This is a genomic window from Acaryochloris marina S15 (assembly GCF_018336915.1).
In the GTDB taxonomy this organism is placed as follows: Bacteria; Cyanobacteriota; Cyanobacteriia; order Thermosynechococcales; family Thermosynechococcaceae; genus Acaryochloris; species Acaryochloris marina_A.
In genome coordinates this window covers 3,695,855-3,709,428 of sequence record NZ_CP064923.1, presented here as the reverse complement: position 1 = coordinate 3,709,428, position 13,574 = coordinate 3,695,855, and the positions used below count along the sequence as shown (strand labels likewise).

10 protein-coding genes are annotated in these 13,574 nt (G+C 46.5%); 4 read left to right on the top strand and 6 right to left on the bottom strand.

All coding sequences use genetic code 11. From position 1 onward, the window contains the following. Window positions 1-50: 50 nt before the first annotated feature. The 5 genes from I1H34_RS17135 to I1H34_RS17115 form a co-directional block, all read right to left on the bottom strand. Entirely contained in the window at window positions 51-1,088 is a 1,038-nt protein-coding gene (locus I1H34_RS17135; protein ID WP_212662225.1) for a hypothetical protein, read from the bottom strand. 243 nt (window positions 1,089-1,331) lie between these two features. Beyond that, window positions 1,332-2,495, bottom strand: coding sequence for a beta-ketoacyl-ACP synthase (locus I1H34_RS17130; RefSeq protein ID WP_212662224.1), 1,164 nt, complete (start codon window positions 2,493-2,495; stop codon window positions 1,332-1,334). Between the two features lie 6 nt (window positions 2,496-2,501). Then, complete coding sequence (locus tag I1H34_RS17125) at window positions 2,502-2,888, bottom strand: GNAT family N-acetyltransferase (RefSeq protein WP_212662223.1); 387 nt, start codon at window positions 2,886-2,888, stop codon at window positions 2,502-2,504. Window positions 2,889-2,999: 111 nt separating this feature from the next. After that, window positions 3,000-3,803: a peptidylprolyl isomerase gene (locus tag I1H34_RS17120; protein ID WP_249369330.1), complete on the bottom strand. Its 804-nt coding sequence runs from the start codon at window positions 3,801-3,803 to the stop codon at window positions 3,000-3,002. A gap of 29 nt (window positions 3,804-3,832) precedes the next feature. Beyond that, window positions 3,833-4,396, bottom strand: a complete 564-nt coding sequence (locus I1H34_RS17115; protein WP_212662222.1) for a photosystem I assembly protein Ycf4 — start codon at window positions 4,394-4,396, stop codon at window positions 3,833-3,835. Between the two features lie 600 nt (window positions 4,397-4,996). On the opposite strand from I1H34_RS17115, the gene psbD reads away from it, so the two are divergent. From psbD to secA, 4 genes are all read left to right on the top strand, one after another. Beyond that, window positions 4,997-6,052, top strand: coding sequence for a photosystem II D2 protein (photosystem q(a) protein) (gene psbD, locus I1H34_RS17110; RefSeq protein WP_212662221.1), 1,056 nt, complete (start codon window positions 4,997-4,999; stop codon window positions 6,050-6,052). Further along, a complete protein-coding gene (psbC, locus tag I1H34_RS17105; protein ID WP_212662220.1) occupies window positions 6,036-7,430 on the top strand; it encodes a photosystem II reaction center protein CP43 in 1,395 nt (464 codons plus the stop codon). Before psbD ends, psbC begins: the two co-directional genes overlap by 17 nt. 185 nt (window positions 7,431-7,615) lie before the next feature. Next, window positions 7,616-7,801 (top strand): PCP reductase family protein, encoded by a 186-nt coding sequence (locus I1H34_RS17100; RefSeq protein WP_010477213.1) that lies wholly within the window; start codon window positions 7,616-7,618, stop codon window positions 7,799-7,801. Window positions 7,802-8,019: 218 nt separating this feature from the next. After that, window positions 8,020-10,809 carry a preprotein translocase subunit SecA gene (gene secA / locus I1H34_RS17095; protein ID WP_212662219.1) on the top strand — a complete coding sequence of 930 codons (2,790 nt, stop codon included), beginning with the start codon at window positions 8,020-8,022 and terminating at the stop codon, window positions 10,807-10,809. A 6-nt stretch (window positions 10,810-10,815) separates the two neighbouring features. On the opposite strand, the gene I1H34_RS17090 is transcribed toward secA, so the two are convergent. After that, window positions 10,816-13,554 (bottom strand): sensor histidine kinase, encoded by a 2,739-nt coding sequence (locus I1H34_RS17090; RefSeq protein WP_249369328.1) that lies wholly within the window; start codon window positions 13,552-13,554, stop codon window positions 10,816-10,818. Window positions 13,555-13,574: the final 20 nt, after the last annotated feature.

Here is a 13,574-nt window from a genome sequence, read left to right as displayed (position 1 = left end):
CCATCTTCCAAAGTATGACTTGAGCCCAACGGAGGGACTCAATCCGATTCCTAAAACGATTGCCCAGCTGTGACAGATCTCAATTGATTGCCCTGCTTCAGCACACTTTGTTCGCCGTCAAATTCCACAAAAGTTGCCCCTGTTTCATCAATAGATTCCCCTAACTTAATGTGACGGGTAGAGCCATTGATCGAAACCATAAATACAGGCTGATCACCCAAGTTAGTACCTCCCAAGAACTTCCGCTCACCATTACTGGGTGGAGTCAGGGGTAAGGGTTTAACAACCGGTAACTCATCCTCTTGGGTCGTGGCCTTAGCGGCAGCAATCACCGGTGTACTTGCAGGTTTAGGCGCAGCTGCAGGAGCAGGTGCTTCTGTAACTGGGACGTACACTCGCTCAACATTATTGGGAATGGCAGCTGTGGTTGAACTGGCAACACTGATCTTAGGCACATTCGGCAAACTAGGAAGCCCCCCAATTGGAGGAGTTGCAACCGTTCTAGGTTGTGTTCTAGCCTTGGCAGCAGCCAGTTTTGCAGCTTTAGTTTCTTGATTGATTCGCTCTAAGGACTGGCTGACATAGTCGGCAAATGCCACCGTTTCTGATGATGGCACCTGTGGGAGTGCGATGGCTGGTAGTTGAGGGGCAGCCACAACAGGGGCATGCTGTAACCGCAATTGTCGTCCAACCCAAAACATACTGATACCCACGAGGGAGACACATGCTGATGTCATCAGTAGTCGCTTTCCAGTTAGCTGGTGTTTGGCAGATGCTTGTGAGGAGGCTAAATTAAGACTGAGGGAAGCCTCTAGATCCTCTCTCAGAGCTAAGGTTGAATCTAAAGGTGTGTAGGGTACTAATAAATCGTCCCCAGGATCATTAGTCTCTAGCAACGCATGTCCTACATGCTCATCTCCGGTCGTTGCTAAGGCAAAGCTTGAATCATCCAGACCCATTTCTAGATCTTGGAATAACTCATCCATTAACTCGTCAGCCCCCATACTGGCGTGAGACTTAGGCAATGCGGATGATTGTTGGGATTCATCGATGCCTACGGTAGGGTTTGAACTGACTTCCTCAAACATATCTTTTTAGAAACAATCAAGATTTACTGCAAAGAGTACAAGAAGCTTAGCAAGTTTTAGTTTGGGCAGAAAGTAATCGTAAACTACAAACTTCTCGTAACTCCGTTAAATAGCTTGCATCCAGTGTGCCCAATTCATCGCCCAAGAGATCCATCATTTTCAATCACTCTTCCTCATTCCGAATAGAGAGACCCCGCAAAAAACTCAACCCATTCCCCGTAATGTAGCCTTTAATACTAATGCTCATGAAGATAAAGCTAAGACCGTGTTTTGTCCACCGAAACCAGAGCTTAAACATAAAGCGAACTGCATATTATGACGATGGGATTCACAGACAAAATTCAGGTCAAATGCTGGTTCTTTCAACCCGACACAAGGCGGAAGCACTTTATGAGAAAGAGCCATCAGACTGAATATGCATCCAAATGCTGCTGATGCACCTAATGTATGTCCTGTAGCCCCTTTTGTAGAACTAACAGCAACTGAAGATGGAAATAGTGCTTTAATCACTGCAGCTTCTGCCTGATCATTTAAGTGAGTTGCCGTGCCGTGGGCATGGATATAGCCAATGTCAGATGTCTTTAAGCCACTGCGTTGCAGGCAATCCTGAATAGCGGTTATAGCGGCCTGTCTACTGGTCTCAGGCGCAGTCATATGGTGGGCATCAACGGTTAATCCTACCCCCAAGATTTGACCGTATATTCTGGCCTGTCGTTTTTGAGCGCTAGACGCTTCTTCTAAAACTAAAATCGCAGCCCCTTCTCCTAAAACAAACCCTTCTCGATTCTGATCGAAGGGGTAGGCACCTGATTGAGCCATAGCGCCCATTTTATTGAACCCTGCGAGGGTCAACGGTGTGATGGGGGCTTCAACAGCACCTACAATCACTCGTGAACAATAACCTGCTCGAATAAGATCGGCCCCTTGAGCAATTGCCCAAATTCCGGTGGCACAAGCAGCACGGGGGGCCAGAACAGGGCCTTGGGCTGCAATAGACTGGGCAACAATAGAGGCAGGAGACACACCATAAATGCGGGCAAGACACTCTGGGGTGGCTAAAAGTGACCTCTCTTCACCATGAGAGGGATTAGAGGCGTGATAAGCAGATGCTCCCTCCTCCCACTGAGATTGAAAACCACGACTAGACCCAATCGCTACGCCACAATCCCTCATGGGTGGCGCTAGACCTGCATCGTCTAACGCTTCAGATAAAGCAGGTTTTAATAAGTCCTCAAGATAACTAGGCCGAGACTCAACCAATGCTAATGGTTGAGCAGGAATATCTGGAAAAGGATGGCACTTCTGGATCCCTGACTCACCACAAATTAGTCTATACCAGGTCTTGCCTAGACTAGGTGCTAGGGCTGAGACTAACCCCATTCCAGTAACAACAATCTTGGCCATCATGTAAGACTACAAAATTTTCTCAAACCAAAGTTGTTGTCCACTTTGCCATCGTGAGGGTTGGCAGCTAAATCCATTCTGGATATAGAGAGATTTCGCGGCTATATTGCCTTCATTTGTATTCAAACCAATTAGTCGACATTGTCGTTGTCGGGCCTGCTCAATTGAGAAGGTTAATAACTGAGACCCTAGTCCTTGTCCCTGTGCTTCAGGGACAACGTATAAATCTTCTAGTTTGGCTTCTAAACCCAGAGACCATAAAGAGTAAAAATAGCGAATTTGTGTATATGCCAAACCTGACTCATGTGCGGTCACTGCCAGGGTGAAATCACACATCGGATCTTCCATCAACCTTTCTAATGCAGCATGCAGTCTGCCTTGGCTTACTATTGGCATCTGCAAGTGTTTATGGAAAGCAATCAGCAAACTTAGCAATATATGCTTATCACTAAAGTTTGCTAATCGAATTTGGAAGTCCATTATGGCCATAGAGCCACAATCATCAAATTATCGCTTGAGATTCTCTATGCCTGCAGTAACTTTTGCAGATTCAATACGATCACCCTGTTGGATCTGATCTACAACTTCCATCCCCTCCGTTACAGACCCAAAGACCGCATAGTTTCCATCTAGGAAATCGACATCGTCAAGGGCAAAGTAGAACTGGGCAGAAGCTGAATCAGGCAATTGAGATCGGGCCATAGCGACTGCACCCCGAGTGTGTCGCAGTTTCGGGGGCTTGCTTTCTCCTGCAGATTTAAAAGTTTTACTGTAAATGGCTTGCTCAGCCCCTTCGGGCAGAATTTCTAAGGGCAGGTATCTGGCTTGCTTTGTTTCAGGATCAATGTAGCTTCCAGTCCCCAGCTGTTGTACAGGGAAATTAGGATCCTTACTTTGTGGATCTCCTCCTTGGACGACAAAGGGAGAGGGGGTCCGAACAACCCGATGAAACGCGGTACCGTCGTACACTTTTTGATCAACTAAATCGATAAAGTTTCCTGCTGTAATGGGAGCATCTTTACCATTAATTGCCAGAGTGATTGTTTTTCCATTGACTTGCAGTACTACTGTGGCGTCCCCTTGCAGTTGCGGTAGTTGAGCCAAGGGAGATGTTGATTCTGAACCTGGAACTGAAGTCGTTTCATTGCCATCTTGAGTGCTCTCAGATGCCGGAGAAGCAGATGGTGATGCTCCCCCAGTATCTGATGTACTTGAGGAATTGGAAGGAGCACTACATGCCATCAATAAGAACACGAGCACCATCACCCAAAATGACCTGAATAAGCCGATAGATTTTGTTGAGTGAAGCATAAGGAATCAATAAACTAAATTTTTGGGGTTTACAAACCTTCCATAGGAACGCCCAAGAAACGAGCAATCTCAGCTGCTTGATTCTCAATTTTGTCCAGAGCCATGGGTTGCCCCGCCCGGGTGAGAGGAATATCATTACGACCCTTGATTCTCAGATAGATAGTCCGTTGGGGATTAAGTCCGTCACGGATTTTGATCTGGACAGATTGGATATTCTCTAAGGGGTAAGTTTGCTCAACTTTTCGGTTCTTGCCTGGGCGCCCCCAACGAAATAGTCGAAATTTCCCGGCATCTTGACTGAATTCATTAAAGCCGGCCCCGACATTCCAGCTTATGGTTAGCCATAAGTAGGTTGCTAGTAGTAAACCACAAGTGCCGTAGAAAGAAAGAGCGATGCCTTGAGGAATAAAAATGAGATCAACAGCATTACCTGTTGGTAGCAGATCGACTTTGAAATAACTAGAAAGACCAGCTAAGAAGAAACCAACCCCTCCAATGGAAACCATTGTCGCGATCATGTAGTTACTAAACCGGCGAGTCCCAAGAACTTCGTAACGCAAAGTTTGCTTATCTAATAGTTTCTGTGTGGTCATGATCGGATGAGTTCTTGTGATTCCTAAACTAATGATGAGCACTGATATATGAGTATAAGCTGCTCAGCTCAACAATTGATGAGGCTGTAGTGGACCGCTAAGAACATAGAAATAGGCTCCCAAGGGGCTAAAACGTTTACTGTCATATCCAGACACTACTAGCGTTATCTATGAAATTTGATGAGATTAATAAAGTTGTAGGCTTTCTATATGAAGTTTTATTTCGAGAGTTCCATATAACTTTACTTCTCTTAAGGCCTAGTTAATAGACAGCCATTTTGTGAGCCAACCCCCAAAAAATCGATGGTTGAGGTGGGTAAAGTTTTGTACTCAACCTCACTTCTAAGTTGGCTAAACCTCTGTGGAAGTACCTTTGTAGCCGCTACAATTTCTGGCAAATCTCTGTTACATTTATTGAATGATCTCTATAACATTTGGTTATGAAGAGGTGTAGGTTGAGGTTCTAGGGCGATTTACACTATTAATTCCCAGAACTCAAACTCTCGATTCCTTAGTCCGGTTTCTGAGAAACCTCACAAGGTTCGAAAGAAAATTTTGCGGCCTTGCAATTTTTAAGTTAGATCAAGAGGGTTTATTTCCATGACCATAGCAGTCGGACGCGCCCAGGAGCGAGGATGGTTTGACGTCCTCGACGACTGGCTGAAGCGTGATCGGTTCGTCTTTATTGGTTGGTCAGGTATTCTACTTTTCCCCTGTGCGTTTCTATCCGTTGGGGGATGGTTTACCGGCACAACTTTCGTAACTTCCTGGTTCACCCACGGTCTTGCTAGCTCCTACCTAGAAGGTGCTAACTTCTTGACCGTAGCTGTATCCACACCCGCCGACAGCCTCGGCCACTCCCTACTTTTGTTGTGGGGCCCCGAAGCTCAAGGTGACTTCACCCGCTGGTGTCAGCTGGGTGGATTGTGGAACTTCACCACATTACATGGTGTCTTCGGTTTGATCGGCTTCATGCTGCGTCAATTCGAAGTAGCCCGTCTGATCGGCGTGCGTCCTTATAACGCAGTTGCTTTCAGCGGTCCTATTGCCGTGTATGTATCTGTCTTTTTGATGTATCCTCTGGGCCAATCCAGCTGGTTCTTTGCACCTAGCTGGGGTGTAACGAGTATCTTCCGATTCTTGTTATTTGCTCAAGGTTTCCACAACTTAACCCTGAACCCCTTCCATATGATGGGTGTTGCAGGTATTTTGGGTGGTGCGCTGTTGTGCGCCATTCACGGAGCCACTGTTGAAAACACTTTGTTTGAAGACGGTCAAGACGCCAATACATTTGCAGCGTTCTCTCCAACCCAAGCAGAAGAGACCTACTCCATGGTCACTGCAAACCGATTCTGGTCTCAGATTTTCGGGATTGCCTTTTCCAACAAGCGTTGGTTGCACTTCTTCATGTTGTTCGTACCTGTAACTGGTCTATGGGCATCTGCCATTGGCCTCGTCGGTATCGCTCTCAACATGCGTGCTTATGACTTCGTTAGCCAGGAAATCCGGGCTGCTGAAGACCCTGAGTTCGAAACCTTCTACACCAAGAACATTCTCTTGAATGAAGGTCTTCGTGCTTGGATGGCACCCCAAGACCAAATCCATGAAAACTTCATCTTCCCTGAGGAGGTCCTACCACGTGGAAACGCCCTTTAATCCATCTGCGGCTGGTTATGACCGCGCAACCACTGGCTATGGCTGGTGGGCTGGAAATGCCCGATTAACTAACTTGTCTGGTCAGTTAACTGGTGCCCACATCGCCCATTGCGGCATGATCACCTTCTGGGCCGGTGCGATGACTTTGTTTGAAGTCTCTCACTTCATCCCTGAAAAGCCAATGTATGAGCAAGGCAGCATCTTGCTTGCTCACTTAGCTGCTGAAGGTTTTGGTGTAGGCGCTGGTGGCGAAGTTATCAGTACCTATCCCTACTTTGTGATTGGTGCTCTTCATCTAATTGCTTCTGCAGTCCTTGGTTTCGGTGGCCTTTATCACACCTTCAGAAGCCCTGCTAAGTTTGAGGATTTCTCTGATTACTGGGGATATGACTGGGAAGATAAAGAGAAAATGATGCAAATCCTAGGAATTCATTTGATTTTCCTCGGAATTGGTGCACTTCTCTTTGCTGCTAAAGCCATGTTTTTTGGTGGCCTTTATGACCCCTGGGCACCTGGTGGTGGTAATGTCCGTCTGATTACCAACCCAACTTGGAACTTAGGTACTTTCCTGGGTTACATTACTCGTTCTCCTTGGGGAGAAGGTGGTTGGATTGTTAGCGTTAACAATCTAGAAGATGTTGTCGGTGGTCACCTTCTCGTCGGTGTTCACTATATCTTCGGTGGCGTTTTCCACATTCTTGTTAAGCCTTGGGGTTGGGTTCGTCGGGCCTATGTTTGGTCTGGTGAAGCCTATCTTTCTTACAGCATCGGCGCCCTTTACATGTGCGGAATGATTGCTGTGGGTTACATCTGGTTTAACAATACTGTTTACCCCAGTGAATTCTACGGTCCTACTGCTGCTGAAGCTTCTCAGGCTCAGGCAATGACCTTTTTGATTCGTGACCAACGGTTGGGGGCTAACATCGCTTCTGCTCAAGGTCCTACGGGTCTTGGTAAGTATCTGATGCGTTCTCCTTCTGGTGAGATCATCTTCGGTGGTGAGACCATGCGTTTCTGGGATTTCCGCGGACCTTGGTTGGAGCCCCTTCGTGGACCCAACGGTTTGGATCTCAACAAGCTCAGAAATGATATTCAGCCTTGGCAAGCTCGCCGTGCAGCTGAGTACATGACTCATGCTCCTTTGGGTGCATTGAACTCTGTGGGTGGTGTGGCAACTGAGATTAACTCGGTGAACTATGTTTCTCCCCGTTCTTGGTTATCCACTTCACACTTCTGCCTAGCTTTCTTCTTCTTCGTTGGCCATATTTGGCACTCCGGCCGCGCCCGGGCTGCTGCTGCTGGTTTCGAGAAGGGAATCGAGCGGAAGACCGAATACGCACTATCTCTTCCTGATATCGACGCTACAGCGGTTGACTAAGTTACCTTTGGTAATTTTGATGACTAGCTGAGTGTATCAGCGAGAAAGCCTCTACTGTTAAGGTAGGGGCTTTCTCATGGGTATTTTTGTTTATAACCAAAATAGATAAACAGGCTAGGTCAACATCTAAAGTTGTTTAGGATTTAAAATAGAATTAAGAATTCTCCCAAGAGGTGCCGGAGACAATGCGCGAGTCTGACTTGACTGATCTACTCCAATGGACTTCAACTGCAGAAGCAAAACTCAAAAACATTCCTTTTTTTGCCAGATCCCAAGCAAGACAAAAGATTGAAGCGATTGCTCGGGAATCAAACTTGGATGTTGTAACGGTAGAATTGGTCGAGCTAGCCCGTCTGGAATTTGGTCAATAATACATGGCTACTTGTGGATCAATTACATATGGCGTAAATAAACGTGCCATTATTTGATAAGTGCGAATTCATCAGGTTCAAATCTATAAGGGTTTAAGTAGACGGCAATAGTTGAAATGCTTAGCCAAACTATTTTGCTTGATGTTGGTCAGCAGCCTACCAAATGGGTGAGACAAAATATATATTTCTGATTGGATTGAACTCTACTATCTAGAATCATGCTTAAAACATTATTGGGCGACCCGAATAAGCGAAAGCTCAAAAAGTACCAACCCGATGTGGTTGAAATCAATCTTCTTGAAGAAGAAGTAGTGGTTCTCTCAGATCAGGAATTAAAAGCTAAAACAGATGAGTTTAAAGAGCGCCTGAAAAATGGTGAGACCTTAGACGATCTTTTACCGGAAACTTTTGCCGTTGTGCGAGAAGCGTCCAAGCGAGTGTTGGGCATGCGTCACTTTGACGTGCAGCTTCTGGGCGGGATGATTCTGCATGATGGCCAAATTGCAGAGATGAAGACCGGAGAAGGTAAAACATTAGTGTCAACCTTGCCAGCCTATCTAAATGCCCTGACTGGCAAAGGCGTTCACGCTATTACAGTGAATGACTACCTGGCCAGACGAGATGCAGAATGGATGGGACAGGTCCATCGATTCTTGGGGCTGAGTGTGGGGCTGATTCAACAGTCCATGTCGCCGACAGAGCGCAAAAAAAATTACGCTTGCGATATCACCTACGGGACCAATAGTGAGATTGGCTTCGACTATCTTCGAGATAATATGTCGACTTCCATTGAGGAAGTGGTTCAGCGGCCGCTCCACTATTGCGTTATTGACGAGGTAGATTCTGTTCTGATTGATGAAGCCCGAACGCCTCTGATTATTTCGGGTCAGGTTGAGCGGCCAACGGAAAAATATTTGGATGCATCTAAAGTTGCGAATGCTTTACAACCTGAAGAGCATTATGAAGTCGATGAAAAGGCTCGCAACGTTATTTTGACGGATGAAGGCTTTGTTGAGGCAGAGCAAATTTTAGGAGTCAGTGATCTATTCGATCCAGAAGATCCCTGGGCTCACTATGTGTTCAATGCCATTAAGGCTAAAGAGCTATTTGTTAACGACGTAAATTACATTGTTCGTAATGATGAAATTGTCATTGTCGATGAGTTTACTGGCCGGGTGATGCCGGGACGGCGATGGAGTGACGGTCTTCATCAAGCGATTGAGGCGAAGGAAAAAGTCGAGATCCAGAACGAGACACAGACGTTAGCCACGATTACTTATCAGAATTTATTTTTGCTTTATGACAAGTTGGCAGGGATGACGGGTACTGCCAAGACAGAAGAAGCTGAATTTGAAAAAATTTATAAGTTAGAAGTCACGATCATACCGACTAATCGCTCTAATCAACGTCACGATATCTCTGATGTGGTCTACAAGAGTGAAGAAGCCAAGTGGTTAGCCGTTGCCACTGAATGTGCTGAAATGTACGAAGTTGGACGCCCCATCTTGGTCGGAACCACGAGTGTTGAGAAGTCTGAAGTTTTGTCAAAACTTCTACTAGAGCGCAGCATTCCTCATAACCTTCTGAATGCCAAGCCAGAGAATGTGGAACGGGAATCGGAGATTGTCGCTCAGGCAGGCCGTGAGGGTCGAGTGACAATTGCCACGAATATGGCAGGTCGCGGAACAGATATTATCTTGGGCGGAAATGCTGAATATATGGCTCGTCTTAAGGTTCGAGAGTATTTAATGCCCCGGATTGTCCAGCCAGAAGATGATAATCCGTTGTCCATGATGCAGGTTAAACTTCCTGAAGCGGGTAGTCAGGGTTTTGGTGGAGACGGTCAGCAAAAGGGAATGCAGAGAAAAACCTGGAAGGTTTCCCCAGAGATCTTTCCGACCACTATTTCTAAGGATGCTGAATCTTTATTGAAAGCAGCCGTAAACGCAGCTGTTAAGCAATATGGTGAACAGAGTTTACCTGAACTGCAAGCTGAAGATTTAATGGCGGTCGCCTCTGAGAAAGCACCTACAGATGATCCCGTCATCCAGAAACTACGGGAAGTCTATAACCTGATTCTGGAAGAATATGACGCCTTCACTAGCAAAGAACATGACAAGGTTGTAGAACGAGGGGGGCTCCATGTAATTGGTACTGAGAGACATGATTCTCGCCGCATTGATAACCAGTTGCGAGGTCGGGCCGGTCGTCAGGGGGACCCAGGTTCAACCCGGTTCTTCTTGAGTTTGCAAGATAATCTCCTACGTATCTTTGGGGGTGATCGGGTTGCGGGCTTGATGAATGCTTTCCGAGTGGAAGAAGATATGCCCATTGAGTCTCGAATCTTGACGAGCAGCTTAGAAAATGCCCAAAAGAAGGTTGAGACCTACTACTACGATATTCGGAAGCAAGTTTTTGAATATGACGAGGTGATGAATAATCAGCGGCGAGCGATTTATGCCGAACGTCGGCGGGTATTGGAAGGCGAGGACCTGAAAGAACGGGTCATTGAATATGCTGAACAGACCATGGATGACGTTGTTGAGGCCTATGTCAATCCAGAGCTACCTCCAGAAGAATGGAATTTGGAGCAGTTGGTAGACAAGACTAAGGAATTTGTCTACTTGCTAGAGGATCTAGAATCTAGCCATATTGCTGATCTATCCATGCCAGAGATGAAGATGTTCTTGCGAGAACAAGTCCGTATTGCCTATGACCAGAAAGAGTCAGAGGTGAATGAGATGGAGCCAACATTGATGCGCCAGGCAGAACGATTCTTCATCCTGCAGCAAATTGATATGCTTTGGCGAGAGCATTTGCAGCAGATGGATGCGTTGCGTGAAGCTGTAGGGCTTCGAGGCTATGGTCAGCAAGATCCGCTGATTGAGTATAAGAGCGAAGGATATGAAGTCTTTTTGGATATGATGACTGCGATTCGTCGTAATGTTGTCTACTCTCTCTTCCAATTCCGACCTCAGCGACAGCCTGAACCCTCTGAGGTGGCTTAAGGTGGCTCAGTTAGGCCTGTTCCCTTTCATCTGTTGAGGTAAGGTCAGCCGACTGAGAATCCTCTCGTCTTCGAGCTGGGCGATTTCCATTCGGCCACCTAGCAATTCGATGATGGATTGGCATGCGTTTAGATGTCGGCCCGGCCCCTTATCTAATAGGCTGGGCAATAATAAATCGCGGGTCTTTGCAGTTTGAAAGTCTTGGATGAATTTGGGGCTGAGTTCACCATGATCGGTGATAGAAAGTTCAACCCATTTAGCATTGATCAGGCGACACCAAATATCAATCCGATCGCCTGGTTTAGAACGCTGACAAGCTGCTACCAATAATTCGTAGAGGACGAGTTCTAACTTGTTGCTGGTTCCTGTAAGGGTGGTATTGGACGTCAAGTTATGAATTTGGGTCCATAATTGTCTGGACTGAACGAGGGGTTCTATCTGTTCCATGCAGCGTCGCAGAATACTAGCCAGGGGAATAGAATCTTGGGCGAGGCTGAGTTGCCAATCTTCTGTCTTGAGTAGAGTAGTGAGGGAAGTGATTGCTTCGTGGTGTGAGTCGCGTTGAGTCTCTATGGACTCTGCTTGCGATAATGCTTCAGGGCTTTGTAAATCTGCAAGCTGGCTTAAGTTTGTCTCTAAAAATCGGTTTTTGTACCAAGTTAAACTCTCTAAACTCATCCATTGTCGTTGGAGTAAGTTGGTTTCTCGCAGATACCGATACCGACTGCCTAACTGCTGCACTAAGGTGTGTATAAGCTTGAGTTCAGTGGTCTTGTAGCGGAAAGTCTCAGATGTCCCAAGAATGATGGCACCCAAGGGTGTTGGGGAATCAGGCGATTGCAATGGAATCACAAAGACTTGAGCTACCCCTGGACCATTTAACCAAATGCGAGTCTCTGGGGCGATGTTTTTTGCTGATATTTCGAGGGTGGATTCAGATGGGTTAGGACGTTGATCCAGTGAATGTAATAGTTGTGTGAACAGAGGATCTTGATCTAGTTGAATCGGTTCGCTATCTGAGATTGCAAATTCGGGTGATGTTGCATGGTAGGAGACAATCTTTCCTTGGTTATGCCCAGGGATCCACAATACGCCTGCAGCAAGGGGTCCATCAAAAATATGGGTGATCAGTTCGATGCCAGAGGTGATCAGTTGCGTGGGATCTTCAATCTTTAACAGGGTTTGTAGCCCCTTGTGGGCGAGGTCATATTGTTTGAGTTGAGCTTGCTGAAGAATATGATCTCGCTGTTTTTGCTCAAAGGTACCCAGGGTTTGGGCAAATTCCTGTAAAAATTCGATCTCTTTGGGCTTCCAAGTGCGGGTTCGGTGATTGCCCAATATTAGGATAGTCTGGGGAGTCGAACTATTGGCGACGGTGCGGCAGACTAATAGAGAACGCAATCCCTGGCTGATCAGTGACTCTCGCCAAGCTAGGAATCGTAAATCTTCTTCGAGATCCGAGAGTGCGATCGCACCAATGTTTCGCTCTAACATCCGCCTATCCACATCACTCAGAGGATGTAAGGACTCTAACAAGGGCCGAAGCTTGGGACTGTGATACTGATATTCGAGGCGAAACCCACCTGTGTGTTCATCCTGGCTGAGTAGCAAGAGTCGTTGAGTTTGTAAATGCCGACAAAGGTGCTCTGACAACTTCTTGAGGGTTTTAGGCCAGTCCTTGGATTCCACCATTAATTGAGTGAACTGTCCCATCAAGGTCTGGGTTTGGGAGGAGATGTGAACAGGATTATCCCCAGCTGGTGCAACGGCAGACAACCCCATTAATTGGGCTGCAGCTTTGATAAAGTTTTTTTCCTGGTCTTGCCAAACTCGAGGTTCTTTCCCTTCTACGGACAAAAATCCTAACAATTGCCCATTACCCATAATCGGTGCGCAGAGGAAAGAACGGGATTTAGTTTGCTGCATCAAACGCAATGGGACTTTGGCATTCATGCTACCTTGACTTTCGCTGACAGAGACCATCTGGCCTAGGGATAAGGCTTGGCAAAAAGGCTCAATTTCAGCCATTTGGACTTGTGCCCGAATCGGTCGGGCTCGGTTTAAGCGACTTCCCTGACCAGGTTGATAGCTTACTTTTAAGACGCAGCTGTTTTCTTCAAAATCTAACCAGTACAACCCAGTAAAGGTAGGGTCGATGGCCTGTTGAGCTGCTCTCAAAACGACATTGACCCGTTCATCCCAATCCGTAAGTACATTCATCTGATTGATCAGATGTGCGAGGGGTTGAGATGGTGTGGAAACGGGCTCAACTGTCTCCTGCTGGCTCAATCGATTAAAGGCTGCCCCTAGGGAATGAGTGACTAGGGATAGCAAAGTACTTTCTTCGGTGCGTGGATTTCTACCCCAATGGGCAGACCCTAATAATAAAAGACCTACACATTCTTTCCGGTATTGAATGGGGTAAAGAATAGCCCCTTGAATATCAAAACGCTGAGCCAGTTTTTGCCATTTACCGACTCGACCTTCTTCTTGGAGATTCATCACCTCGATGGGGTTCCGGGTCAGCAAGGCTTGATCAAACAAATCTCCTGGAAGGACTGGATAGCGCTGACTAAAGGCGGTGGAATCTGCGTGGGGCAAACCACCACTCAATCCGATTAACTCAGATTGGTTGGCGTCATACTTGGCAATCCACAATAGTGGATAGTCCAGCTCAGATTGCAGAAACGTTAAGACACAACCGACTAAAGACTCAACTTGGTCTTGATCCAGCAATCCTGCCATCAGAGTCTGGATTCTTACAA